Source organism: Ensifer sp. 22521, from assembly GCF_052044795.1.
In the GTDB taxonomy this organism is placed as follows: domain Bacteria; phylum Pseudomonadota; class Alphaproteobacteria; order Rhizobiales; family Rhizobiaceae; genus Ensifer.
In genome coordinates, this window is sequence record NZ_JBQENM010000006.1 from 72,543 (window position 1) to 98,708 (window position 26,166).

The 26,166-nt window shown below is 62.2% G+C and carries 19 protein-coding genes, 3 tRNA genes, 1 pseudogene and 1 riboswitch; of the genes and pseudogenes, 3 read left to right on the forward strand and 20 right to left on the reverse strand.

All coding sequences use genetic code 11. The annotated features are described in order from the left end of the window. Positions 1–20 precede the first annotated feature (20 nt). The 13 genes from nuoI to ACTJKE_RS10195 form a co-directional block, all read right to left on the reverse strand. Entirely contained in the window at positions 21–512 is a 492-nt protein-coding gene (nuoI, locus tag ACTJKE_RS10135; protein WP_025426590.1) for an NADH-quinone oxidoreductase subunit NuoI, read from the reverse strand. A 64-nt stretch (positions 513–576) separates the two neighbouring features. Continuing rightward, positions 577–1,620 (reverse strand): NADH-quinone oxidoreductase subunit NuoH, encoded by a 1,044-nt coding sequence (gene nuoH, locus ACTJKE_RS10140; protein WP_057252316.1) that lies wholly within the window; start codon positions 1,618–1,620, stop codon positions 577–579. A 20-nt stretch (positions 1,621–1,640) separates the two neighbouring features. Next, on the reverse strand, positions 1,641–3,722 hold the full coding sequence (gene nuoG / locus ACTJKE_RS10145) for an NADH-quinone oxidoreductase subunit NuoG (RefSeq protein WP_112995496.1): 2,082 nt from the start codon (positions 3,720–3,722) through the stop codon (positions 1,641–1,643). A 110-nt stretch (positions 3,723–3,832) separates the two neighbouring features. Then, the gene (locus tag ACTJKE_RS10150) at positions 3,833–4,483 is read right to left on the reverse strand and encodes an NADH:ubiquinone oxidoreductase (RefSeq protein WP_112995497.1); all 651 of its coding nucleotides are present in this window, start codon (positions 4,481–4,483) and stop codon (positions 3,833–3,835) included. A 6-nt stretch (positions 4,484–4,489) separates the two neighbouring features. Then, the gene (gene nuoF, locus ACTJKE_RS10155; protein WP_058329354.1) at positions 4,490–5,794 is read right to left on the reverse strand and encodes an NADH-quinone oxidoreductase subunit NuoF; all 1,305 of its coding nucleotides are present in this window, start codon (positions 5,792–5,794) and stop codon (positions 4,490–4,492) included. An 11-nt stretch (positions 5,795–5,805) separates the two neighbouring features. Beyond that, positions 5,806–6,933: an NADH-quinone oxidoreductase subunit E gene (locus tag ACTJKE_RS10160; protein WP_113132763.1), complete on the reverse strand. Its 1,128-nt coding sequence runs from the start codon at positions 6,931–6,933 to the stop codon at positions 5,806–5,808. Positions 6,934–6,949: 16 nt separating this feature from the next. Next, a complete protein-coding gene (locus ACTJKE_RS10165) occupies positions 6,950–7,207 on the reverse strand; it encodes a hypothetical protein (RefSeq protein ID WP_440636700.1) in 258 nt (85 codons plus the stop codon). Then, positions 7,207–8,397 carry an NADH-quinone oxidoreductase subunit D gene (locus tag ACTJKE_RS10170; RefSeq protein WP_058321497.1) on the reverse strand — a complete coding sequence of 397 codons (1,191 nt, stop codon included), beginning with the start codon at positions 8,395–8,397 and terminating at the stop codon, positions 7,207–7,209. Before ACTJKE_RS10170 ends, ACTJKE_RS10165 begins: the two co-directional genes overlap by 1 nt. 57 nt (positions 8,398–8,454) lie before the next feature. Beyond that, positions 8,455–9,060 (reverse strand): NADH-quinone oxidoreductase subunit C, encoded by a 606-nt coding sequence (locus ACTJKE_RS10175; RefSeq protein ID WP_057252333.1) that lies wholly within the window; start codon positions 9,058–9,060, stop codon positions 8,455–8,457. A gap of 17 nt (positions 9,061–9,077) precedes the next feature. After that, the gene (locus tag ACTJKE_RS10180; RefSeq protein WP_057252335.1) at positions 9,078–9,659 is read right to left on the reverse strand and encodes a NuoB/complex I 20 kDa subunit family protein; all 582 of its coding nucleotides are present in this window, start codon (positions 9,657–9,659) and stop codon (positions 9,078–9,080) included. Further along, positions 9,650–10,015 carry an NADH-quinone oxidoreductase subunit A gene (locus ACTJKE_RS10185; protein WP_034803593.1) on the reverse strand — a complete coding sequence of 122 codons (366 nt, stop codon included), beginning with the start codon at positions 10,013–10,015 and terminating at the stop codon, positions 9,650–9,652. The genes ACTJKE_RS10180 and ACTJKE_RS10185 overlap by 10 nt, the downstream gene beginning before the upstream one ends. 298 nt (positions 10,016–10,313) lie before the next feature. Beyond that, positions 10,314–10,390, reverse strand: a tRNA-Asp gene (locus tag ACTJKE_RS10190). A gap of 76 nt (positions 10,391–10,466) precedes the next feature. Beyond that, positions 10,467–10,543 (reverse strand) — tRNA-Asp (locus ACTJKE_RS10195). A gap of 452 nt (positions 10,544–10,995) precedes the next feature. On the opposite strand from ACTJKE_RS10195, the gene ACTJKE_RS10200 reads away from it, so the two are divergent. Further along, a tRNA-Val gene (locus tag ACTJKE_RS10200) sits at positions 10,996–11,071 on the forward strand. Between the two features lie 254 nt (positions 11,072–11,325). Here ACTJKE_RS10200 and ACTJKE_RS10205 read toward each other — a convergent pair. The 3 genes and pseudogenes from ACTJKE_RS10205 to ACTJKE_RS10215 form a co-directional block, all read right to left on the reverse strand. Next, positions 11,326–11,722, reverse strand: a pseudogene (locus tag ACTJKE_RS10205) ((R)-mandelonitrile lyase). 88 nt (positions 11,723–11,810) lie between these two features. Beyond that, positions 11,811–15,269, reverse strand: a complete 3,459-nt coding sequence (locus ACTJKE_RS10210; protein ID WP_113132761.1) for an AAA family ATPase — start codon at positions 15,267–15,269, stop codon at positions 11,811–11,813. Continuing rightward, positions 15,269–16,549: a metallophosphoesterase family protein gene (locus ACTJKE_RS10215; protein ID WP_057252872.1), complete on the reverse strand. Its 1,281-nt coding sequence runs from the start codon at positions 16,547–16,549 to the stop codon at positions 15,269–15,271. The genes ACTJKE_RS10210 and ACTJKE_RS10215 overlap by 1 nt, the downstream gene beginning before the upstream one ends. 383 nt (positions 16,550–16,932) lie before the next feature. Here ACTJKE_RS10215 and ACTJKE_RS10220 point away from each other — a divergent pair, with 383 nt between their 5' ends. Together ACTJKE_RS10220 and ACTJKE_RS10225 are read left to right on the forward strand one after the other, a co-directional pair. Further along, a complete protein-coding gene (locus ACTJKE_RS10220) occupies positions 16,933–18,771 on the forward strand; it encodes a methyl-accepting chemotaxis protein (RefSeq protein ID WP_162728064.1) in 1,839 nt (612 codons plus the stop codon). 219 nt (positions 18,772–18,990) lie between these two features. Beyond that, positions 18,991–19,467: a MarR family winged helix-turn-helix transcriptional regulator gene (locus ACTJKE_RS10225; protein WP_057252345.1), complete on the forward strand. Its 477-nt coding sequence runs from the start codon at positions 18,991–18,993 to the stop codon at positions 19,465–19,467. Between the two features lie 108 nt (positions 19,468–19,575). Here ACTJKE_RS10225 and ACTJKE_RS10230 read toward each other — a convergent pair whose 3' ends face one another. The 4 genes from ACTJKE_RS10230 to lon form a co-directional block, all read right to left on the reverse strand. Next, positions 19,576–21,771, reverse strand: a complete 2,196-nt coding sequence (locus ACTJKE_RS10230) for an esterase-like activity of phytase family protein (protein ID WP_112995501.1) — start codon at positions 21,769–21,771, stop codon at positions 19,576–19,578. 88 nt (positions 21,772–21,859) lie between these two features. After that, complete coding sequence (locus ACTJKE_RS10235; protein ID WP_192494661.1) at positions 21,860–22,774, reverse strand: DMT family transporter; 915 nt, start codon at positions 22,772–22,774, stop codon at positions 21,860–21,862. 78 nt (positions 22,775–22,852) lie between these two features. Continuing rightward, a riboswitch (FMN riboswitch) is annotated at positions 22,853–23,018 on the reverse strand. 125 nt (positions 23,019–23,143) lie between these two features. After that, positions 23,144–23,419 carry a DNA-binding protein HupB gene (gene hupB, locus ACTJKE_RS10240; RefSeq protein WP_057252351.1) on the reverse strand — a complete coding sequence of 92 codons (276 nt, stop codon included), beginning with the start codon at positions 23,417–23,419 and terminating at the stop codon, positions 23,144–23,146. A 220-nt stretch (positions 23,420–23,639) separates the two neighbouring features. Beyond that, positions 23,640–26,060 carry an endopeptidase La gene (lon, locus tag ACTJKE_RS10245; protein WP_093232249.1) on the reverse strand — a complete coding sequence of 807 codons (2,421 nt, stop codon included), beginning with the start codon at positions 26,058–26,060 and terminating at the stop codon, positions 23,640–23,642. Positions 26,061–26,166: the final 106 nt, after the last annotated feature.

The following is a 26,166-nucleotide window of genomic DNA, read 5'->3' on the forward strand; positions in this document are numbered from 1 at the left end:
GGCGGCGCGACGCTCTGGCCTCAGCGATAGGGCGAGTCCATTGCGATGTTGCGGGCGATTTCGCGCTCCCAACGGTCGCCGTTGGCGAGGAGCTTGTCCTTGTCGTAGTAAAGCTCTTCGCGCGTCTCGGTGGCGAACTCGAAGTTCGGGCCCTCGACGATGGCATCAACCGGACAGGCTTCCTGGCAGAAGCCGCAATAGATGCACTTCACCATGTCGATGTCGTAGCGCACCGTACGGCGGGTGCCGTCGTTGCGGCGCGGTCCAGCTTCGATGGTGATGGCCTGTGCAGGACAGATCGCCTCGCAGAGCTTGCAGGCGATGCAACGCTCTTCACCATTCGGGTAGCGGCGCAGCGCATGCTCGCCACGGAAGCGCGGGCTGACCGGCCCCTTTTCAAAGGGGTAGTTCAACGTCGCCTTCGGCTTGAAGAAATAGCGCATCGACAGAAAGAACGCGCCGACGAATTCCTTCAGGAACAGCGAGCTGACGGCTTGCGAAAGACCGGCCATCATTTACCTCCAGAGTTGCCGGCCTGGGAGCGACCGGCGGTATGCTGCCAAACGTGAGCCATCGTCATGCGGCTCCCGTCAGCTTGAGAACGAATGCAGTGATCACGACCATTGCAAGAGAGATCGGCAGGAAGACCTTCCAGCCGAGACGCATCAGTTGGTCGTAGCGGTAACGCGGAACGAAAGCCTTCACCATTGCGAACATGAAGAACACGAAGGATGCCTTCAGAACGAACCAGATGATGCCGGGAACCCAGTTCAAGAACCAGACGTCAACCGGGGGCAGCCAGCCGCCGAGGAACAGGATCGTCGTCAGCGCGCACATCAGGCAGATGGCGGCATATTCGCCGAGCATGAACATCATGTACGGGGTCGAGCCGTACTCGACCATGAAGCCGGCGACGAGTTCGGATTCGGCTTCCGGCAGGTCGAAGGGCGGGCGGTTCGTTTCGGCAAGTGCGGAAATGAAGAACACGATGAACATCGGGAACAGCGCCAGCCAATGCCAGTCGAGGAACGACGCCGGCAGGCCGAGATTCGTGCCGATGCCCGTGGACTGAGCGTTGACGATGTCCGTCAGGTTCAGCGAGCCGACGCAGAGCAGGACGGTAACGATGACGAAGCCGATAGAGACTTCATAGGAGACCATCTGTGCCGCGGAGCGGAGCGCGCCGAGGAAGGGATATTTGGAATTCGACGCCCAGCCGCCCATGATGATGCCATAAACTTCAAGAGAAGATATGGCGAAGACGAAGAGGATGCCGACGTTGACGTTCGCGATGACCCAGCCGGCGTTGAGTGGGATCACCGCCCAGGCGGCAAGCGCCAGCGTCACGGAGACGAGCGGTGCGAGCAGGAAGATCGCCTTGTTGGCGCCAGCCGGAATCACCGGCTCCTTGAAGACGAACTTCAAAAGGTCGGCGAAGGACTGGAAAAGTCCCCACGGGCCTACCACATTCGGACCACGGCGGAGCTGAACTGCAGCCCAGATCTTACGGTCGGCAAGCAGAATGTAGGCGATGAAAAGCAGCAGCGCGACCAGGAGCAGCAGCGACTGGGCGACCATGATGATCGTGGGCCAGACATAGGTCGAAACGAAAGCGTCCATGATACTCTATTCCCTCGCGCTCATTCCGCCGCAGCTTTGAAGTTGTTGCGTGCCAAAGCCGAGCATTCGGCCATGACGGCGGATGCGCGCGCTATCGGGTTCGTCAAATAGAAGTCTTTGACCGGAGACGCAAACACGGATTTGCCCATCTCACCGGCTTTTTGGCCGAGTGCGGCAATTTCGTCGCCGTTGCCGGTCGCGATCGCGTCGACATCCGCGAAATGCGGGTGAGCCGCATAGAGCTTCGAGCGCAATTCGCCAAGCGAATCAAAGGGCAGCTTCTTGCCGAGAACGTCGGAGAGTGCGCGAATGATCGCCCAGTCCTCACGCGCATCACCCGGTGCGAAGCCGGCACGGTTGCCGACCTGAACGCGACCTTCCGTGTTGACCCAGGTGCCGGACTTTTCGGTGTAGGTCGCACCCGGCAGGATGACGTCGGCGGCATGCGCGCCGTTGTCGCCGTGCGAACCGACATAGACGGTGAAGCCGGACTTGCGACCGGCAAGGTCGATCTCATCGGCGCCGAGCAGGAAGAGAACGTCGGAAGCGGTAACCATTTCGGCCGCCGTCTTGCCGTTCGCACCCGGTACGAAGCCGAGGTCGAGACCACCGACGCGGGAAGCAGCCGTGTGCAGAACGGCAAAGCCGTTCCACTCGGCAGTGACCGCACCGACGGCGCCCGCGAGCTTGGCGGCGGCAGCAAGAACGGCAGCGCCGCCCTCCCCTGCAATCGCGCCCTGGCCGATGAGAATCATCGGGCGCTGCGCCTTCTTGAGCGTCGCGGCAAACTTGCCCTTGCCGGAGACGAGTTCGGCGAGCGTTTCGGTGCCGGCGCCGAGATATTCGTATTCGTAGCGCAGCTCGCCGGGCTCCCCGATCACGGCGATCGGGAAGTTGCCCATGCGGTAGCGCTTGCGGATACGGGCGTTGAGGACCGAAGCCTCGAAGCGCGGGTTGGAGCCGATGATCAGCAGCGCATCAGCGCTTTCGATGCCGGCGATGGTCGGGTTGAAAAGGTAGCTGGCGCGGCCAAGCGACGGGTCGAGTGCGGCGCCGTCCTGGCGGCAATCGACGCTCTCGGAGCCGAGTGCTGCGATCAACTGCTTCAGCGCGTACATTTCTTCGACCGAAGCGAGGTCGCCGGCGATGGCGCCGATCTTGTCGCCGGAGGTCTTGGCAACGGCAGCCTTGACCGCCTGGAAGGCTTCGCCCCAGGTCGCCGGCTGCAGTCGGCCGTCCTTCTTGACATAGGGACGATCGAGACGCTGCGTCTTCAGGCCGTCCCAGATGAAGCGGCTCTTGTCGGAGATCCACTCTTCGTTGATGTCCTCATTGACGCGCGGCATGATGCGCATGACTTCGCGACCGCGGGTGTCGACGCGGATCGCAGAACCGAGTGCATCCATCACGTCGATGGATTCGGTCTTGTTCAGCTCCCACGGACGAGCAGTGAAGGCAAATGGCTTCGAGGTCAGCGCGCCGACCGGGCAGAGGTCAACGACGTTGCCCTGCAGTTCGGACGTCATCGCCTGCTCGAGATAGGTGGTGATCTCGGCGTCTTCGCCGCGGCCAATCAGGCCAAGCTCGGCAATACCGGCGACTTCGGTCGTGAAACGGACGCAACGCGTGCAGTGAATGCAGCGGTTCATCACGGTCTTGACCAGCGGGCCGATATACTTGTCTTCGACGGCGCGCTTGTTTTCCTGATAACGCGAGCTGTCGATACCGAAGGCCATCGCCTGGTCCTGCAGGTCGCATTCGCCGCCCTGGTCGCAGATCGGGCAGTCGAGCGGGTGGTTGATCAGCAGGAATTCCATCACGCCTTCGCGGGCCTTCTTGACCATCGGCGTGGTCGTGAAGACTTCCGGCGTCTCGCCGTTCGGGCCCGGACGGAGGTCGCGCACGCCCATGGCGCAGGAAGCGGCGGGCTTTGGCGGCCCTCCCTTCACTTCGATAAGACACATGCGGCAGTTGCCGGCGACCGACAGCCGCTCATGGAAACAGAAGCGCGGAACCTCGGCTCCGGCCTCTTCGCACGCCTGAAGCAGCGTGAAATGATCCGGTACCTCGATCTCTTTTCCGTCGACTTTCAGCTTTGCCATCTTCGTACTCAATCCTGTCTTCCGTCCATCGGCCTTCCGGCGACGGACAATTCCAACACAGCCTTGCTGCTTGCGGGCGATGACCGTCTCAGGTCCCCGCCCCTATTGTCTCACGCGCCCTTCAGCGCCTTGGCCTGTCCAACCCAATCGTCCCGCTTGATGCGGCCGCCGAAACCGAGCTCGTCGTCAAAGCGGGCAACGTCCGCCTCGCTCCAGCCGGCGATATCGGCAAAACCGCGAATGCCCTTCGCGTTGAGCACCTGCTCCAGCTTCGGGCCAATACCGGAAATCCGCTTGAGGTCGTCAGCAGCTTGCGCCTTGGCGCGCGCCGCGCGAACCTTGACCGGCTTCTCGACCGCGACCTTCTCAACGGCCGGTTTTGCCGCAATACGATTTGGCGAAGCGGCGGGCTTCACGACCGTTTTCGCTTCTGCTTCTGCCGGGAGCGCCGTCTCGGCGACAACGGTGGTTACGTCCTGCTCTGCCGGCTCCACCCGCTTCTGAGCCGCCTCGACCGCACCCTGCATCGCGCCGAACATCGCGCCAGCAAAGTGGCTGGTCAGACCGAAACCGATCGCTGTTACCGCCGCCATAGCGGCAGCCGGGTGAACCATCAGCGGGTGCAGCGACACCTGCGGCAGGCCCTTCATCCATTCGGCCATGCCGAACGGATCGGCCGGATCACCGCCGAGCGGACGCGCGAATGGAATGCCTGTTTCGGCCTGCCCTTTCATCTGTCCCTCCTCGCGTGCACCGGCCATCGCCTGTTACTCCGCCGCTTCCAGAACCGCGCCGTGCGACGAGGCATTGCGCGTGTATTCGTCGATGCGCTTTTCCATTTCCGGACGGAAGTGCTTGATCAGACCCTGGATCGGCCAGGCGGCTGCGTCGCCAAGCGCGCAGATCGTGTGGCCTTCCACCTGCTTGGTGACGTCGAACAGCATGTCGATCTCGCGCTTCTGGGCGCGACCCTGAACCATGCGTTCCATGACACGCATCATCCAGCCGGTACCTTCGCGGCACGGCGTGCACTGACCGCAGCTCTCGTGCTTGTAGAAGGCCGAGAGGCGCCAGATCGCCTTGATGATGTCTGTCGACCTGTCCATGACGATGACGGCGGCGGTTCCAAGACTGGAACCGACTTCGCGCAGCCCGTCGAAATCCATGATCGCGTCCTTCATCTGCGCGCCGGGCACGCAGGGAACGGACGAACCGCCGGGGATGACCGCGAGCAGGTTGTCCCAGCCGCCGCGAATGCCACCACAATGCTTTTCGATCAGCTCATGGAACGGGATCGACATCGCGTCTTCGACCGTGCACGGACGATTGACGTGGCCGGAAACCGAATAGAGTTTGGTACCGTGGTTGTTCGGACGGCCGAAGCTCGTATACCAGCCGGCGCCGCGGCGCAGGATGGTCGGCGTGACGGCGATCGACTCGACGTTATTGACGGTGGTCGGGCAGCCGTAGAGGCCCATGTTGGCCGGGAACGGCGGCTTCAGGCGCGGCTGGCCCTTCTTGCCTTCGAGGCTTTCGAGCAGGGCCGTCTCTTCGCCACAGATATAGGCGCCGGCGCCGTGGTGCACATAGATGTCGATGTCGTAGCCGAGCTTGTTGTTCTTGCCGAGCAGGCCGAAGGCGTAGCACTCGTCGATTGCCGCCTGCAGCGCCTCGCGCTCGCGGACGAACTCACCGCGCACATAGATATAGGCGACATGCGCACCCATGGCGAAGCTGGCGATGACGCAGCCTTCGATGAGCGTGTGCGGATCGTGACGCATGATGTCACGGTCCTTGCAGGTGCCGGGCTCCGACTCGTCGGCGTTGACGACGAGATAGTGCGGACGGCCGTCGCTTTCCTTCGGCATGAAGGACCACTTGAGGCCGGTGGGGAAGCCGGCGCCGCCACGACCGCGAAGGCCGGAAGCCTTCACTTCGTTGACGATCCAGTCGCGACCCTTTTCGAGCAGCTGCTTGGTGCCGTCCCAGTGGCCGCGCGCCATGGCGCCCTTCAGGGACTTGTCCTTGAGGCCGTAGATGTTGGTAAAGATGCGGTCTTCATCTCTGAGCATAATTCACCTCTTTACCGCGGCTTCTTGCCGAAGACCTTGATGTATTCGGCTTCGCCGCCCTTGGCGAGCGCCTTGGCCTGCTTGACCCAGTCGTCGCGTTCGATGCGGCCCTTGAAATTCAGGTATCCGTCGACCCACTCGCGCTCCGCCTTCTTCCACGAAGCAAGTTGCGCGTAGGTGTAGATGCCCAGTTCGTTCAGCGTACCCTCGATCTTCGGACCGACGCCCGAGATCAGCTTGAGGTCGTCGACGGCCGCCGGCTTTTCGATGCCGGCCGGGCGGTTCTTGTCCTCAAGCGGCGGCTTGCCGGAAACGGTTGCCGCCTTGGCGGGCTTCGACTTGTCGACGGTGTCGCCTTCGACCTTGGCGTTGGCGGCAGCCTCGGCCTTTGCCGTAGCCGGCGTCTTCAGGGAAGCATTGGTCTCGCTGGCAGCCGTCTTGACACGGCCGGCGTTGGACGGCGGCACGGAGACGGCCGGCGCGTCGCTGACCTTCTTGGCGCTGGTCGCCGCCTTGGCCGGAGCCAGATCAGCCAACATCAGCGACGTCAGACCGCCTTCCGGTGCGGAATAGATACGGTCGATCTGCGGACCGGGGGTGACTTCGGCACCCTTGCCTGCTTCGAAACGGTCGATGATCTGCTCGAGTTGCTCGGGCGTCAGGTCTTCGAAGGTATCCTTGAAGATCATGACCATCGGCGCGTTGACGCAGGCGCCCTGACATTCGACTTCTTCCCAGGAGAGCGTGCCGCTCTCGTTGAGCGTGAAGGGATCCTGGGCGATCTTGCTCTTGCAGACCTTGATCAGGTCTTCGGCGCCACGCAGCATGCACGGCGTCGTGCCGCAAACCTGAACGTGCGCACGCGTACCGACAGGCTTCAGCTGGAACTGGGTGTAGAAGGTCGCGACTTCGAGCGCGCGGATATAGGCCATGCCGAGCATGTCGGCGATCGACTCAATGGCGGCCTTCGTGACCCAGCCGTCCTGGTCCTGAGCGCGCATCAAAAGCGGAATGACGGCGGACTGCTCACGGCCCTTGGGGTATTTCTTGATCGTTTCCTTCGCCCAGGCGGCGTTCTCCTTGCTGAAGGCAAAGCTCGCTGGCTGGACGGTGTCTTCGGCTAGTCGACGAACGGACATTCTAGTGGACACCTTATCAGTTAATCGAACCGCACCGCGATTTCGTCACAGAGACGAATTCGCAGGCATAGGCTGACTGGTCTTTCTGCAAAAATACGATGTAGCGCGTGCCATTGGCGACCGCGGCCTTGATCTCGTAGCCCTTGGCCACAAGGTCGGCCATCGAGCCCCCGCGCATGCCGCCCGACGTCGCGCCGCTATCGACCGATTCCTGTGCGGAAGCGGTCGATACAAACGCGAGAAGAGCAAGCGTGGCCAGGGGCACGAGACGCATCAGCGGTCCACCTCACCGAACACGATATCGAGGGAGCCCAGCACGGCCGAAACGTCGGCAAGCTGGTGTCCCCGACAGAGGAAATCCATCGCCTGGAGATGCGCGTAACCCGGCGCACGGATCTTGCAGCGATAGGGCTTGTTGGTGCCGTCGGAGACGAGGTAGACGCCGAACTCGCCCTTCGGCGCTTCGACGGCGGCGTAAACTTCGCCGGCCGGCACGTGATAGCCTTCGGTGTAGAGCTTGAAGTGGTGGATCAGCGCTTCCATCGAGCGCTTCATCTCGCCGCGCTTCGGCGGAACGATCTTGCCGTCGAGCGACGAAACCGGACCGACTTTGGCATCGCCGAGCAGGCGATCGACGCACTGGCGCATGATGCGCGCCGACTGGCGCATTTCGATCATGCGGATCAGGTAGCGGTCGAAGCAGTCGCCGTTCTTGCCGATCGGAATGTCGAATTCCATGTCGGAATAGCATTCGTAGGGCTGCGAGCGGCGCAGGTCCCAGGCAGCACCCGAGCCACGCACCATCACGCCCGAGAATCCCCAGGCCCAGGCGTCATCGAGCTTGACGACGCCGATATCGACGTTGCGCTGCTTGAAGATGCGGTTGCCCGTCAGGAGCTCGTCGATGTCGTCGACGGTCTTCAGGAACGGATCGATCCACTTGCCGATGTCTTCGACCAGCTCGTGCGGCAGGTCCTGATGGACACCGCCCGGACGGAAATAGGCCGAGTGCATGCGCGCGCCGCAGGCACGCTCATAGAACACCATCAGCTTTTCGCGCTCTTCGAAACCCCAGAGCGGCGGCGTCAACGCACCGACGTCCATGGCCTGCGTGGTCACGTTCAGCAGGTGCGAGAGGATGCGGCCGATTTCCGAGTAGAGGACGCGGATGAGCTGGCCGCGGATCGGCACTTCCGTGGCCGTCAGCTTCTCGATCGCCAGCGCAAAGGCATGCTCCTGGTTCATCGGCGCCACGTAGTCGAGGCGGTCGAAATAGGGCACGGCCTGCAGATAGGTCTTGGTCTCGATCAGCTTCTCGGTGCCGCGATGCAGCAGGCCGATATGCGGATCGACGCGCTCGACGATCTCGCCATCAAGCTCGAGCACCAGACGAAGAACGCCGTGCGCCGCCGGATGCTGCGGGCCAAAGTTGATGTTGAAATTGCGGACGTTATGTTCGGTCATACCGATTGCTCCAGGCCGGACGGCAGCCGTTCGACGGCTACCGCGGGCCATTTAGTCTCACCGTGCCTTCGCCTTCTCGTCGCCGGGCAGGACGTAATCCGTGCCTTCCCAGGGAGAGAGGAAGTCGAAGTTGCGGAATTCCTGCTTCAGCTCGACGGGTTCGTAGACGACGCGCTTGGCTTCGTCGTCGTAACGGACCTCGACAAAACCGGTGACCGGAAAGTCCTTGCGCAGCGGATGTCCTTCGAAACCGTAGTCCGTCAGGATGCGGCGCAGGTCCGGATGGCCGGTGAACAGGATGCCGTACATGTCGTAGGCTTCACGCTCGAACCAGTCGGCGCCGGGATAGACCGGCGTCGCCGACGGCACAGGCTCGTTCTCGCCGGTCTGGACCTTAATGCGCACGCGCAGGTTCTGGCGCGGCGACAGCAGGTGATAGACGACATCGAAACGGTCGGGACGCTGCGGCCAGTCGACGCCGCAGACATCGACGAAGTTGATGAAAGCGCAGTGCACGTCATCGCGCAGGAAGGTGAGCAGCGCGATGAGGTTCGCAGACGTAGTCGTCAGCGTCAGTTCGCCATAGTTCAGCGACGCGTCGGAGATCAGCGCACCGCGTGTTTCGCGCAGGTAGGACGCAAGCTCGTTCAGGGCTTCACTCATATCAAAGACCCCCTGCCTTAGCGCTCGATCGTGCCGGTCCGGCGAATCTTCTTCTGCAGCAGAAGCACGCCGTAAAGCAGCGCTTCTGCTGTGGGAGGACAGCCTGGCACATAGATGTCGACGGGAACGACGCGGTCGCAGCCGCGAACAACCGAATAGGAATAATGGTAGTAGCCGCCACCGTTGGCGCAAGAACCCATCGAGATGACGTAACGCGGCTCCGGCATCTGGTCGTAGACCTTGCGGAGCGCAGGCGCCATCTTGTTGGTCAGCGTGCCGGCGACGATCATGACGTCGGACTGACGCGGTGAGGCGCGCGGCGCGAAACCGAAACGCTCGGCATCATAACGCGGCATCGACATCTGCATCATCTCGACCGCGCAGCAGGCGAGACCGAAGGTCATCCACATCAGCGAGCCGGTACGGGCCCAGTTGATGAGCTCATCCGTCGAGGTGACGAGAAAACCCTTGTCGGCGAGTTCATTGTTGATCTCGCCGAAGAATGCATCATTGCTGCCGATCGGCTTGCCGGTGGAGGGATCGATGATCCCCTTCGGCTTGGGCGCAACGAGCGTAGTGCCGGATGCTGCTAGTTCCATTCCAGCGCTCCCTTCTTCCATTCATAGATAAAGCCGATCGTCAGCACGCCGAGGAAGACCATCATCGACCAGAAGCCGAACCAGCCCAGCTCATGGAACGAGACCGCCCAGGGGAAGAGGAAGGCCACTTCGAGGTCGAAGATGATGAAGAGGATCGACACGAGATAGAAGCGGATGTCGAACTTCATGCGGGCGTCATCGAACGCATTGAAGCCGCACTCGTAGGCCGACAGTTTTTCCGAATCAGGAGCCTTGAAGGCGACGGCGAAGGGAGCAATCAGAAGCGCCACACCGATCACCAATGCGATTCCAATGAAAATCGCGATCGGAACGTAGGAACCGAGAAGTTCAGTCATTGTTATCCGTCCCTGCCTGCGGGAGGGCGCATGGGAGAGCGCCAGAACAACAGATCTCGCAGGCCGAAAAATATGTTGCAACGCCAGAGTGGTTAGCGCAGCCCGCGCCCGTGCGCAAGCCTTCAAGGGTCAATTAAACCGGTTCGCGACACAGGATCGAATGGGTGGAGACGACAAAGCTCGGAATCGCAAGCCGTGACCGACTTTACCGTAAACAGCGGCAAGGAGAGACAGATTGCCGCAGTGCACAAATCAGGGCTAGCGCACGCAAAAACAGGAGGAGTGTAAGAAGAAGAAATGGCGCGAGTGACGGGGCTCGAACCCGCGACCTCCGGCGTGACAGGCCGGCACTCTAACCGACTGAGCTACACCCGCGCATGATGACCGCGAACGATCATTATTACCACCATCGGCGCTTCCTGAGAATGCCTAGGCAATTCCAGATCAAGAGTGGCGCGAGTGACGGGGCTCGAACCCGCGACCTCCGGCGTGACAGGCCGGCACTCTAACCGACTGAGCTACACCCGCATCATCTTGACTTGGTTGGAGCGTTTCCGCCCCGGCACCGAGCGGGCTTGCCCGTTCGATGAGCGGCTAACTAAGCGGTTCGCATTTGGGTGTCAAGCGTGTTTGAAGACAAATCCGTGACGGAATGAAAATAGATCCACAGGACAAAGTGACGACAAAGTTCAGGAGGCCGGATCATGCACACGACGCAGCCACATGCCCACTCCGATCGCCTCTTCCATCCCGTGCAGTGATCCCGAACGGCAAATCTTTATCTCTCGCCCTCCCCTGCCACGGGTGACGGCCAAAGACACGCTTTCTTGTCCACAACCAGGAACCCCGGCAATTCAGGGCATCGCGCGATCCAAGACAAAAAAAATCATAAAAACGATACAAATGCTCTTGCGGTTTTTTTCGGTTACGCCTAGATCACGGCCACCGACGCGGCGGACTGATCCGGTCCAAACGCTGAAGGGCGATTAGCTCAGTTGGTAGAGCGCCTCGTTTACACCGAGGATGTCGGGAGTTCGAGTCTCTCATCGCCCACCATTTTCCTTCTCCTCCCAATTCATCGCATAAGATAGCGACCTCGCGGCGTTAGAACCTTGTTGCGTTCGTGACTGTTCATAGGCCGAGAATGCGTTCGCTCCGGCGACGCCTATCTGTGCCACGATAGCGCTGATGTTGAGCGGCGCCTGTCGGGGACAGAAGCGGCTGTGCCTGACAGCCGCCGTCAGCCATGCACTCCCCACCATCGACGTGACCGGCCGTTCCTGTCGGTCAGCTGATTCTGTCGCGTGGCTCTACGCCCCGCGATACTGTTCGTCGGTCACATGCTCCAGCCAATCCACAGCCTTGCCGTCGAGCGCTTCCTGAATCGCAAGATGAACCATTGCGGTATCGGGTGCGGCACCGTGCCAGTGTTTTTCGCCCGGCAGGAACCAGACCACGTCGCCGACACGAATCTCGCGCACCGGGCCGCCCCAGCTTTGCGCGAGGCCGCGGCCGGCGGTCACGATCAATGTCTGACCGAGTGGATGGGTGTGCCAGGCGGTGCGGGCGCCCGGCTCGAAGGTAACGCTGACGGCGCGGATNCGCCGGATCTGCGGTCTCGATGACCGGATCCTGCCGCACCGTACCGGTGAAATACTCAGCCGGCGCGCGCGTCGAAGGTCTCGACCCACCGGGTATGATGTCCATCTCTCGTTCCTCCGGGTTTTTCGTTTGCGGCGCTTCTTTTCAGCGAAAGCGCGTCACGCCAACAGGCACTACCTCGCCCGCGAGCCTATCATAACCTGTGGATTGTCACAGTCGGGCAGGCACTGCGGGCGATCTCGCAAAGATGTTCGTGGTGCGTCAGGTAGATCACCTGGCCCACGCGCGCCATTTCGGCCATTTGCTCGAAAGCGCGGCCAGCACGCCCGTCATCGAAGGTCTCCATGATGTCGTCGGCGATAAAGGGCAGCGATTCGCGCGCTGCCGCGATTTCGTGATAGCCGGCGATCCTGAGCGCCAGATAGAGTTGGAATCGGGTGCCCTTGGAGAGATCCTTGGCAAGTTTCGATCCACCACCAGCGGCATTGGCGATCAGGAACTCCTGCCCCTTGTCGGACTGCGCCGATAGGCCGGAATATTCTCCGCCACTGATCCGGCTGAAGGTTTCGGAGGCGCGGCGCATCATCGCGCTGCGATGCCGCTCGCGGAAAAGCCGGAGCGCCATCTCCGCTGCGATGACGCCGGCCCGGAGCCGCAAATAGCCAAGCGCCCTGTTCTCGATGTCGAGCAGCAGCGTTCGCCGCTTCTGATCGAGATCGGCAACCGTGTCCCCGCCTTCGACATCGACGAGTGCCTTCTCCTTGCCGCGCATATCCGTGTGCAACTCGCTGACTTCGCGGTCGCTGTCTTCAAGCGCCGCATCGAGCCGCGCCAATTCCAGCAGGACCGCGGCCGCATCGAGCTCTGCGAGCAACGCCTCGGCCTGCTGGCACATGGAAACGCCCAATCGGGAAGCGATATCCGCTTCCAGTTCGGCGATTCGCTGGCGCAGGCGCCCCTGCTCGCGCGCGGCTTCGAACTGCTGCATGGCATCGTCGACCGTTTCACAGTCGAAAAACTCGAGGACGAGGCGCCGGCGCGCTATATGGAGCTCTTGCTCGGCACAGATTGCGCGTCGCTCGTCGTCCAAGCGGGCCAGCTCCGACAGGAATGTCGCCCGGCGGTCGGAAAGCCGCTGGGCCTCGGCAGCACGCGCCTTGAGCGCCGTAAAGGTTGTGAACGTATCGTCTGTCAGCGGTCCGCCAGCGAGGTCGGCGATGGCACGTTCGAATGCCGCCTGATCCTTGCGCATCCCGGCGACACGATACTCGAGATCGGCCTTGCGCTGTACGAGCTTGTCCAGGTCCTGCAGGACCGCAAGCATCGCGCCAATCTGCTCCGGCACGAGCCGGTCGCTGCGTTCCGCAAGCCAGCTCTTGGCAAGAAGCGTATTCCACTGCTCCTGCCAGGTAGTCATTTCGGTTTCAGCAAGATCAAGGGTCGAGCGTCGGCCTTCAAGAACCGTCGCGCTGCGCTTTGCCGCCTCGCGGGCTGTGTTGCGGGCGGCGGCTGAGGTCTGTGCCTGCGATACGACGCGCTCTGCGATCTGCAGGAGATCGTCGAGTCGCTCCGACAGCCCTCCTTCCATGCCGATGCCGGCGAGTTCGTCGCTGAGCCCGCGAATCGCTTCGGCCTCCTCGGCATGCGCCCGGTCGAACTCCAGACGGACAGGGCGCAATTGCGCGCGAAGTTCGAGCGCCGAACTCCGGATAGCGAGCCAGGCTTCCAGTTGGAGCAAGCCCGTGACGCTCGGCAAGCCGCAGGACGTGACGACGACTTCCAGAGACTGCGCCTGGAGCGCCACCTCCTCGCTGCATCGCTGCTGCTGCTCGCGCAGCGCCGCAAGGCGGGCGCGTCTCTCGGCGATCGAAAGAGACAGGCCGCGCATATCGGCAAGCCGCGCCGTTTCGGCGAGGCGCAGCGCGGTAACTTCGTCATCCCTACCCATCGCCTCTTCGAAAGCGACAGCCGTTTCCTGAAGAAGCCGGCCCTTGTGCCGCTCCCAGGCCTCGTCACGACGGCGACGCAGTGCCGCGGCCGAAACATCGTCCAGAGTGCCGCCAACGGCGGACTGCGCGGCCAGCCGCGCCTCCTCGCCCACAAGCAGCTCCTGCTCGCCGGCAACGCGATCGGATACGCGCGCTTGCCGCTCTTCCAAAGTGGCTGCGGCCCTACGCAACGCCTCAAGCGCTCCGGGCGCTGGAACGCTGAGCGCCAGCAGATCGTCGGCGCTTCCAGCGAAAGGCTTCAGCTGCAGCAGCTTGTCGGCAAGTTCCGCTTCCAGCCGATCCAGAGATTGCGCCGCGGCCTGTTTCCGAAGCAGGCAGTCACTGCGACGCAGCAGCGTCAGTCGCCCCGAAAGACCGGAGGTGTCCGCCAGCCCCCCTTCTCCATCAATCCGCACCAGCTCACATTCAGCGATCCGTTTTTCCTCGACCGCGGCTTGCACTTCGTGGTGAGCCGAAGCGCACCGTTCGGCCAGTGCAGAATGTCGGCGCGCCAGATCCTGCAGTCGCGCACCGACCCCTGCCGGCAGCAGCAGATCGGCAGGGTCGCGGTCTGCCGGTTCACCGAGCCGCAGCAGGCAACCGACGATCTCCGTCGACGTTCTCGCCAACTCTTCCAATCGCGACGGCATATCGCGCGCGGCCGTGACATAGCGCGCATCGAGGGCCGTCTCCTGCAGCGCCGTCAGCCGTTCGGCCAGGCACAGCCCTTTTTTGTCGAGCGGAAGCTCTTCCAACGCATTGCGGCGGTGCTGCATCTCGCTTTGGTTCTGCCGAAGCCTGACCTCGATCTCCGCTTCCTGGCGGCGAAGCGCCGGCAGCTCGGCTGCCCACTCGGTCGGCGGGACCGGCAGCACCGGCGCGCTCGCCAGTTCCATGCGAAGCGCACGCAGCCGGCCAAAGTGCGGCAGGGCCTCGATCTCCGCCTTCAGGCGAGACTGCGCGACTCGAAGTTCGGCGCGACGTGTGATCGCTTCCTCATGCCGGTCGCGTGCTTGCGCCAGCGTCTTGCGCAGCGCCGCATATTCGCGTGCGTTGATGTCGAGGGCATTTCGCTCCGTCCTCAGGGCGTCAAGCTGCGCCTTCAGCTCTGCAAGCTGATGCTTGCGCGCCTGTGGCCGGTAGAAGGCGTCGGCCTGGCCGCGCAAGGCGGCAAGGATCGCCGTACTGTCCGGCAGTCCCGAGCTTGCGGAAAACAACAGCGACCCAAGCTCTCCCTCGCTCTTCAGGATCGCCTCGCCGCCCTTCTCGATGCTCTCGTCATCGAGCGAAAACATTGTCTGATAGGTGTCGCGATCGATCGCGCCCAGCACACCGGAGAAGAGATTGTCGGGCAAAGGCTGGTCGTCGATGCCGACCAGCGAGTTCGACTTGCGTTTGACCCGGAACACGCGGTGCGTCCGATCAGCCGCCCCGATGGTGCCACCGACCCGCATTGTCGGATAGGGATGCAGGAACCCATAGGGGCTCGAGTGTTCTATCCCGAAGAGCAGATCGAGGAAGCCCGAGAACATCGTTGACTTGCCCGCCTCGTTCGGCCCGTAGACGATATGCAGATCGGGCACGCCGGCCACGCTCTCACCGAAGTCGAGGCGGCGATCGGTGAATTTGCCATAGCGGACGAGATCGAGGGCGCGGAGCCGCATCAGTGGATGCCCTCGCCGGAACCGCTGCCATGAAGATGGGCAAGCACTTCCGTGCCTCCCGACGCGCTGGCCTCGAAAGCGAGGCGCTCGATCGCGTCTTCATCGGGTGCCAACGCCTGGCGCAGCTCAGGAGGCAGTTGTTGCAGCAGATCTTCCACGGCTGCCCGGACTTCCTGGCGAAATCCGTGAGCCGGCAGAACATCGGCCTCGACGAGGGCCACCAGCTCATCGACCGGATCCAGCATTGCACCCGCTTTTTCCACCAGGGGATTGCCGCAGGCGAGTTCCAGCTTCTCGATCCAGCAACCGACGATGCCGGCCGCGATGTTGTCGATCTCGGCGCGCAGCAAATCCGTGTCGCGGCGAAGGCGCCAGGCCAGCGGTGTTGCGCCCGTCAGCGTTACGCGCAGGATCACATTTTCCGCCGGCGTATCCACAGATGTCCGCACAAGCGCCTGCCTGACCGCATCGAGCACGTCGCGCCACTCGGAGAGGCCGGCAATATCGACTGACAGGCGCTCGAAACTGGCGATGCCGATCGGCAGCTCGTTAATCTCGATCCGGCCGTCGTCATCGATCGCCACCAGCGTCACGCTCTTCACACCGGCTTCGTTGACATCGCGGCCCTGCGGTATGCCGGGCATGACGACGAAGGGGGCCGTTGCATGGATCTGGCGTTGATGGATGTGGCCGAGAGCCCAGTAGTCAAAACCATGTGCCACGAGGTCGGCGGCGCTGCAGGGCGCGTAGAGATCATGGCCGGCCGCACCGGCAAGGCTTGTGTGCAGCATGCCGATGTTGAGCGCCCCCGACATCGGCGGCTGAAAGGCCGGCAGCAGGCTTTCCGGCGCGTGCGGGCTGGCGAAACTCACCCCGTGCACATAGACGTCGCGCCCGCTTGCCAAGGTCTTGGCAAGAACGGCCTTCGCTCTGCCTTTGAACACATGCGCCGAAGGCGGCAAAGTGAGCTCGTTGGTGACCTGCGACTGGGCATCGTGGTTGCCACGGATGATGAACGCCCGGATCCCCGCCTCATCCAGCCGGCGCAACTCCCTCCCGAGAAACAGCGCCGTGTTCATCGACGTCTGGCTGCCGTCATAGAGGTCGCCTGCGATCAGCAGCGCATCGACCTTTTCGGCAATGCAGAGATCGACGATCTTGACGAAGGCGCGCCTGGACGCGCCGCGCACGATCTCAGCGAGGTCGGCGTTTCTAAGGGCGAGGCTGCGGAGGGGCGAATCGAGATGAAGATCTGCGGTATGGACGAAGCGGAAGGGCATGGCCGACCATGGCCCGGCAGGCCGCCGCCCGTCAATCAGCGTCGACCCTTCATCCACGGTGGGAGATTGGCCTGCTGCAGACGAGCATATTTCAGACCAGCCAAGTAAAGCCAAGACTAATACAGAACATCCCCGCAGGATTTGCCGAAAACGAATGGTCAACAGCACCGCCGGAGTACCTGCAAATATCAGATTATACTCACTTTAATCGATTAGGGCTTTTGTAACATCTTGTTCGCTAGGTTTCCGCCGGCTGCGCTCCCAGCGCATCCAGGCACCGGAATGATTCCTGCTTCGGCATCCGCTCCGTCATGACGATCAAGAGCCGGAACGACTTCATCAAGTACAGCTTTTATGGACGGCCGTCCTTCCGGGGGGAACCTATGTCACGGCTCAAGATTTCACATACGCTCATTGCCCTTTTCCTCGTGGTCGCCGTCATCGTCGCGGCGCTTGCCGTCTCGTCGCTCGGCGGCATCAAGATGATGAACGAGCGCAACAACGAGATCGCCACCACCTGGCTGCCGCGTGTCTCGCTTTCCCGCGCGCTCGAAACCCAGCTTTCCGATACGCGCATGGCCTTTGCGCGCCACCTGATCTCGCTAACGCCCTTCGAGAAGAAGGCCGCGGAAAAAGTCATCGGCCAGACCGTCGAAGGCTTCAACAAGCTCGCCGACGACTATGCGGCGCTGATGGTAACGGACGCCGACAAGGCCGCGCTGGAAAAGGTACGCGCTGCCTATCAGGCCTACCTCGCCATCGCCGATGGCATGGTCAAGCTCTCGAACAACCTTGAGAACATGAAGGCGCAGAGCGTCTTCAAGGTCGAGATGCGGGAGACCGAACAGAAGGTCGACGAGGCGATCAAGGAAGTGCGCGCGCTCAACGTCGCCGGCGCCGACGCCGCGGTTGCAGCAAGCTCGGCAACGCACGACCAGATCCGCATGATCGAAATGGCCGTCATCGCCGTCGCGGCGATCATCGTGCTCGGCGCCATTCTCTATGCCGTGCGCGGTATCGCCCGCCCGATCCAGATCATCACCCGTTCGATGGCGCGCCTTGCGGAAGGCGACACGGACAGCAGCATCCCCTACGGCGCCCGCAAGGACGAAATCGGCGAGATGGCCCGTGCCGTCGAAGTCTTCCGTCAGGCGGCAATCACCAACCAGCAGCTCGAAGCGGATGCCCAGGCACAGCGCGCCCAGGCTGAGGCCGATCGCCTGCGTCTGACCGAGGAAGCCGAAACTGCGGCTCAGCACCGCCTCCAGGAAGCGACGGCCGGTCTTGCTGGTGGCCTGCGCAGGCTTGCCTCCGGCGATCTCGCCTTCCAGCTCGACGAACCCTTTGCGCCGGACTTCGAGCAGCTCCGCCACGACCTGAACCAGGCCGTCGCTCAGTTGGCCGATACGCTTGCTGCCGTTTCGGCCAGCTCCGGCAGCATCGACAGCGGTGCGCGCGAAGTCAGCCAGAGTGCCGACGACCTGTCGCGCCGAACCGAGCAGCAGGCGGCCTCACTGGAAGAAACCGCAGCAGCACTCGACCAGATCACCGTCAATGTCGGCAATTCGTCGAAGCGCACCAACGAGGCCCGTGCCGTCGCCAGCCAGGCAAACGAAAGCGCCCGCAAATCCGGCGCCATCGTCTCGGGCGCCGTCGATGCCATGGGCCGCATCGAGCATTCGTCGAGCCAGATCTCGAACATCATCGGCGTCATCGATGAAATTGCCTTCCAGACGAACCTTCTGGCGCTGAACGCCGGCGTCGAAGCAGCCCGCGCCGGTGATGCCGGCAAGGGTTTCGCCGTCGTCGCTCAGGAAGTCCGCGAACTTGCCCAGCGCTCGGCCAATGCGGCCAAGGAGATCAAGGACCTGATCCGCAACTCCGCCGTCGAAGTCGAAAGCGGTGTCCGGCTCGTGCGCGAAACCGGCGAGGCTCTGCGCACCATCGAAGGCTTCATCGTCACGATCAACCAGCACATGGATGCGATCGCCATCTCGGCGCAGGAGCAGTCCGCCGGACTGTCGGAGGTCAACACCGCCGTGAACCAGATGGATCAGGTGACGCAGCAGAACGCAGCCATGGTCGAGGAAGCCAATGCCGCAAGCGCCACGCTTGCCCAGGAAGCCGGCCGCCTGCGCGAGCTGATCGCCCGCTTCACGCTGGAAGAGGCTCAGGCCTACGGCTACGCGCCGTCGGCCGGCTCGACACGCCGGGCGGCATAACCACGACGCACGCCCGTGCTTGGTTTTTCGCGGGCGGGTTCGAGACACGAAATTCTTGACAAACCAACAGAAACGGCCGCCGGAAACGGCGGCCGTTTCTTTGCCTCCAAGTGCTTACCGTGAAGTCTCAGAGGTTTCTGTCGACAAAGGTGGCAATTGTAACTATCACTAATGTTACTGCCATTTCACATGGCACCTCATGAAATTCCAGCGACGATCATGAAGAAGACATTTGAAGTTTCCGATAGACTGTTCGAGCTCTACCACCGGGTCCATCGGCTGGTGAACGAATCGATGACCGAAGAAGGCGTGTCGCTGGCACGCAGCAAGTTCCTCTTCTTCCTGAGCAAGCTCGGTCCCTGTCGCTCGACAGATATCGCCTGTGCGCTGAACTTCGCGCCGCGCACGGTCACCGAGGCCATCGACGGTCTGGAACGCGACCGCCTGGTGATGCGCAAGCCCGATCCCGAGGACCGGCGCGCCAAGATCGTCTCGATTACCGAAACGGGTCGCGTCGTGCTTGAAGCCGCAGAGCATCCACGCAAGCAGCTGCTCGAGGAGATTTTCTCGGCGCTCGACGACGAGGAACTCGATGCCCTCTACGGCATCGTCGGCAAGCTGGTCGACAGGACGGATGAGATCCGCAAGCGCAAGGATGAGGCCGAAGAGGCAGCGCAGGTCGCTGTCGCCCGCTAGTCGGCGCCCGCTATTCGGGATCGTGCTATTTATTTCCTGCCAGTCCGAAACAGAAAGAGGCCGGGACATCATGTCCCGGCCTCTTCCGTTTTCTCCGGGCGTTAACGCTTACATCGCGTTGATGGCGCCAATGGAGAAGAACAGGGTTTCGCCGGAGGAGTCGTCGACACCGTCATTGTCGGTGACGACGTAGCCATTGCCGGCTGCATCGACGGTGAAGCCCTCGACCTTGTCGACGACATAGCCGTTGAGCGCCTTCAGGTCGGGAATGAGGTCACGAACCTCCTCCTTCTTGACGACAGGCAGTTCGCCACCAAGTGCTGCCGGCTTCAGTTCCGTCAGCGCGACGCGGTAGATCTTCTTGAGCTTGGCTGCCTGGCCGATCAGGTTGTCGCGCTCGATGATGTAGGCGTAGTCACCATGAACGGAGATTTCCGACAGGCCGACCCAGCCGTCACCGGCCTTTTCCAGGGGGTAGCGCACGGCACCCCACTCTTCGCTCTTCGGCTTGTAGGAGACGAGCTTGACGAAGCCCTTCTCGTCGTCCTTCCATTCGCGCTGAACAGCCATCCACAGCGTCTGGTCGTCGCCTTCGCCAACAACGGTGATGCCTTCGAAGCCGAAGCGGGTTTCGCCGGCGCGCAGCGCCTCAGGCAAAGCGATTTCCTTCTTGATCTCGCCCTTCTTGTTCACGTGGAAGAGCGCGTGGCTGTAGAGCTTGTCGGAATTGCCTTCCGATGCGAGCCAGAAGCCCCCTTCCCCGTCATTGGCGATGCCTTCGATGTCGAGCTTCTGAGCCGGTGCGCCGTCACGGGTGATGGCGAGCGTCTCGGTGATCAGCGCCGGCTTCTGGGTGGCGTCGATGGTGAAGATCGTCGGCTGCGACGAGAAGACCGAGTCGTTGACGGCGCGCAGGAAGCCCGGCTTGTCCGAGACGGCAGCAAGACCGGAGAGTGCACCGAAGCCGATCGGCAGCCCGTCCTTCTCGGCGGAGTGGATCTGCGGATAGGCAGCTTCGCCTTCGCCGCGCTCATAGATCATCACATGCGAACGCGCGCCGCCGTCCTCGACGAGGTCGACTTCATTGGCGGTCGCAAGCAGATTGCGCGACGGGATCGCGACGGCGCCTTCCGGCGAGATGCCCGACGGCAGCAGTTGCAGCAGTTCGGGCTCCGCACCCGTATCCTTGTAGACGCCGACGACGGAAGCGCGCTCGGCGAGCAGGAAGAACAGGTTGTCGTCGCCGAACTTGGCCGCTTCCAGCCCCTCGGGCTCCGCGCCCTTGGCCGACGAGCGCTTTTCCGGGTAGTGGCCGATCGCGGCAACGGCATGCTCGAAGCTCGCGCCCGATTCGTAGAGCACCTTGCCGGTGGTGTCGAAGATCGTGAAGCCGCGCGAGCCGCCTTCGTAGTCACCTTCGTTGGCAACGACGATGCGGTTATCGTTGAGCCACTTCACCGCATCGGGCTCGCGCTCGCGGCCCGGCTGCTCGTCCTTGAAGGCGATGGCGCCGTTGCGCTTGATGTCGATATCCTTGAGGTCGACGGTGCCAGCAGAGAAGTGCGTCTTCACCGTCGCAGTCTTGCCGTCGATGACGACGATGTGGTTGTTCTCCTGCAACGTCAGCGCAATCTCGTCCTTGCCGTTGAAGGAGACGAATTCCGGCTCCGGATCTTCGCCAGCGATTTCGGCAAGACCCGTCAGCGTCACGCGCTTCAGCGAGCCGCAATCGGCAACGCCGTCCTTCAAGGACAGGATCACCAGATCGCCGGCCGGCATCTGCGGGATCTTGCCGTCGTTCACTTCCTCGTCGCGCTCGTTTTCAATGGCGATGGCTGCAAGCGTACGGTCCTTGTTGACGGCAACCGAGTCCGGCTGACCGCCGAGATCGCAGGTCGCATCCACCTTCTTCGACGCCAGGTCGACGATTGCCAGAAGACCGGAAGGCTTGACGAAGCTTTCGCGCGTGTTGACCGCAACGAGCGCCTTGGCGCCGGCAACAGTAACGGAGGTCGGCTCACCGTCGAAAGAGATTGTGCCGGCTGCCTTCGGCGCCTTGGCATCGGTGATGTCGATCAGGCCGACGCGCTTGCCCGGGCTGTCGGAGTAGATCAGCGTATTGCCGTCTTCGCTGGCCGTGATGATCTCGGCGGACGTCGGCGCTTTGCGCGCGTCACCATCGGGCAGATTGTCGGCAACGGCAAAGGACGCAATACGATTGAATACAGGTTCAGCCGCCGCAGGAAATGCCGCGGAAGCAAGAAGGACGGCCGCGAACGCGGTCACGCGCGAAGTAATGATCATTGAAATCCCCCATGGAGAATACTGAAAACATGGGGGTTCTGCGCGACTGCGATGACAGCCGAATGACACCGGCCGGATTTTACACCGTTCAGGTTGCAACAGCCTCCCGTTCGCGCCGACTCTCGTTGCGCATGATGAACAGTGACGCGCCAAGGATCAGGACCGCACCGAACCAGAGATAGCCTGTCGGTGCGTAACCGAAGACCAGCCAGCCGGCAAAGACATTGAGCGGCAGCTTCAAATCATCGAAGGGCTGCACATAGGCGGCGTCGGCAACCGTATAGGCGAGCGTCAGCAAATATTGCGCGAACACTGTCATGACCCCGGCGAGCACGAGAAGGCCGAGCGCCATGCCCTGCGGCACCGCGAAACCGGCCGTGAGCGCAATGGCGCCATTGATCGGGGTCAAAAGGACAAGCAGCCAGATGGTGATGGTTTCGGGACGCTCGCTGCTCGTCAGGCTCTTGGTGATGAGCGACGAGGCGCCCCAGAGCAAGGCGGAGAGGATCGGCAGCAGCGCTGCCCAGGTGAAGCTGTCCGACCAGGGTTCAAGAATGATCATCGCACCGGCAAATCCGACCGCGGTCGCGGTCCAGCGGGCCGGACCGACGCGTTCGCCGAGAAACAGGCGAGCGCCAAGGATGATGAAGAACGGCGAGGTCATCACCAGGGCAATCGCCTGCCAGATCGGCACATGCGCAAGGCTGGAGACCCAGGCCCCGACGCCGAAGGCCGCGAGGGCCACGCGCACGACGTGGCGCCACGGGTAATCGGTGCGCATCGCCGAAAGTCCGACGCGCCGCAGGAACGGCAAAGAAAAGAGAAGGGCGAAGGCATATTGCCAGAAGGCCGTGGCGGCAGCGGGAAAGCCGAGTTTCATCGTCAGCCATTGGGTAACGACATTGAGCCCGGCGAAGGCAATACCGGCCAGCACCATGAAGCCGGCACCGGCCATGGCGCGCGAGGAGGACAAACCGAGGGAAGTCTGATTCATGTCACGCATCCTGAGAAATGGACAAACACAAATCAGGACGCATGAGCGCACGGCACGACGCCGGGCAGCCCTGCTCTTCGTGCCGACGACCATTCTCTTTCATCCGGACTATGACCGTCGGCTCCGGAATTGCACCGGATCTGCTGACCCCTTCCCCGCTTCAGGAGAAAGGCGCTCGCGGGCTTGGGTCACCGCATGATGTTGCAGCGCCCTTACCGCCGGTGGGGATTTTCACCCCGCCCTGAGAATGGGCAAGCCGTAGAGCAAATGGCAGGAGGCCGCAAGGGCAGCCCCCCGGAATGCGAAAGGGTCCGGCTTTCGCCGAACCCTCGAATACCTGGACTGCCGGCCTCGTGTCCGGCCGCCAAGCAAATCTGATCAGCCGTTGACGGCGTCCTTCAGGCCCTTGCCGGCCGTGAACTTCGGCACGTTGCGGGCCGGGATGTCAACTTCCGCACCCGTGGACGGGTTGCGGCCCTTCGAGGCTTCGCGGCGCGAAACCGAGAAGTTGCCGAAGCCGACCAGGCGAATGTCGCCGCCGCTCTTCAGCTCGCCCTGGATGGTCTCGAAAACTGCATCAACTGCAGAAGATGCGTCGGTCTTGGAAAGTCCGGCCTTCTCAGCAACGGCAGACACGAGCTCATTTTTGTTCATGTTTCCACCCCTTTCAGATTGGTTCGAAACGACTGTGTTTTAAGCCGCGGCGGCTTGCGCATCGCCCGCGTCTTGCCTTTCCCAATTGCGCCTAATCCCTTGGAATGCAAGGCTTGCAGGGCGCTTTTACAACAAAAAAGACCGGCCAGAGGCCGGTCTTCCCAATTTTTCTGCAAAATGGGCGCCGCGTGAGGTCGCTGCGCCCATTCACCGGCACTTTTTAGTGGGCGATCGAGGAGCCTGCTTCGTCCTGCGAATCAACCACTGCGACGGTTGCCGGCTCCCTTGCCGGGTCCCATTCGATCGGTTCCGGCATGCGCGCCAGAGCGTGTACAAGCACCTCGCCCATCCGCGAAACCGGGATGATTTCGAGTGCGTTCTTCACGTTATCCGGGATCTCGGCGAGATCCTTGGCGTTCTCTTCGGGAATCAGCACCTTCTTGATGCCTCCCCGGAGCGCTGCCAGCAGCTTCTCCTTGAGACCGCCGATCGGCAGCACGCGGCCGCGCAGCGTGATCTCGCCGGTCATCGCGACGTCCTTGGAGATCGGGATGCCGGTCATGATCGACACGATCGCGGTTGCCATGGCGACACCGGCCGACGGACCATCCTTCGGCGTCGCACCTTCCGGCACGTGCACGTGGATGTCGCTCTTGTCGAACATCGGAGGCTCGATGCCGAAATCGATCGCCCGCGAGCGGACATAGGACGCCGCCGCCGAAATCGATTCCTTCATCACGTCACGCAGGTTGCCGGTGACCGTCATGCGGCCCTTGCCGGGCATCATGACGCCTTCGATCGTCAGCAATTCGCCGCCGACCTCGGTCCAGGCAAGACCCGTGACCACGCCGATCTGATCGTCGCGTTCGGCTTCGCCGTGACGGAAGCGCGGAACACCAAGGTAGTCGTTGATGTTGTCCGCCGTGACTTCGACCGTCTTCGTCTTGCCCTTGATGATCTCGGTCACCGCCTTGCGGGCGAGCTTCATCAATTCGCGCTCGAAGTTACGAACACCGGCTTCCCGCGTGTAGGTCTGGATGACCGCCATCAGGGCTCCGTCAGTCACGGAGAACTCCTTCGGCTGCAGCGCGTGGTCGCGGATCGCCTTCGGCAGCAGATGCCGCTTGGCGATCTCCAGCTTTTCCTCTTCGGTGTAGCCGGCGATGCGGATCACTTCCATACGGTCCATCAACGGCGCCGGAATGTTCAGCGTGTTGGCCGTGGTGATGAACATCACGTTGGACAGGTCGTATTCGACTTCAAGGTAGTGGTCCATGAAGGTCGAGTTCTGTTCCGGATCCAGCACCTCGAGCAGAGCCGACGACGGATCGCCGCGGAAGTCCTGGCCCATCTTGTCGATTTCGTCGAGCAGGAACAGCGGGTTGGACCGCTTCGCCTTCTTCATCGACTGCACCACCTTGCCCGGCATGGAGCCGATATAGGTGCGGCGGTGACCGCGGATCTCGGCTTCGTCACGAACGCCGCCGAGCGCCATGCGCACATATTCGCGGCCGGTCGCCTTGGCGATCGACTTGGCGAGCGAGGTCTTGCCGACGCCGGGAGGGCCGACGAGGCACAGGATCGGACCCTTGATCTTCGACGAACGCGCCTGCACGGCGAGATACTCGACGATGCGTTCCTTGACCTTATCGAGACCGAAATGATCCGTGTTGAGCACGTTTTCGGCATGGTTCAGGTCGGTCTTGATCTTCGACTTCTTGCCCCAGGGCAGACCGAGCAGCCAATCCAGATAGTTGCGAACCACGGTCGCTTCCGCGGACATCGGGCTCATCTGGCGCAGCTTCTTCAGTTCAGCGTCAGCCTTTTCGCGCGCTTCCTTGGAGAGCTTCGTCTTGGCGATGCGCTCCTCGATCTCGGCCATCTCGTCACGGCCATCCTCGCCGTCGCCGAGTTCCTTCTGGATCGCTTTCATCTGTTCGTTGAGGTAGTACTCGCGCTGGGTCTTTTCCATCTGGCGCTTGACGCGCGAGCGGATGCGCTTTTCGACCTGCAGGACGGAAATCTCACCTTCCATGAAGCCGAGCGCCTTTTCCAGACGCATCTTCACGCTGGTGGTCTCCAGCATTTCCTGCTTCTCGACGATCTTGATCGACAGGTGCGAGGCGACCGTATCGGCCAGCTTCGAATAGTCTTCGATCTGGCTGGCGACACCGACGACCTCGGGGGAGATCTTCTTGTTGAGCTTCACATAGCTCTCGAACTCGGAAACGACCGAGCGGCTCAGCGCTTCGATTTCGACCGGATCTTCTTCCGGCTCGCTCAGCGTATGCGCGGATGCCTCATAGAATTCGTCGCGCGGCGTGTAGCCGTCGATCTTGGCGCGCGCGCGGCCTTCGACCAGCACCTTGACGGTGCCGTCGGGCAGCTTCAGCAATTGCAGGACATTGGCGATGGTGCCGACTTCATAGATCGCGGACGGTTCCGGATCGTCGTCGGTGGCGTTGATCTGGGTGGCAAGCATGATTTGCTTGTCGGTGCCCATGACTTCCTCAAGCGCACGGATCGACTTTTCGCGGCCGACGAAGAGCGGCACGATCATGTGCGGGAAGACCACGATGTCGCGGAGCGGCAGAACCGGGTAGGTCGCGCTTTCAGTCGCCGGTGACGTTTTGTTCGTCATGTCATTTCCTTTCCGTCCCGATTTCGGGCCCGTTCCCGGGAGCCCCGCAGGCACTCCCGGTTGTCATATTTTCCACATCAAAGTGGAGTGCCACCGCGTCCATTTC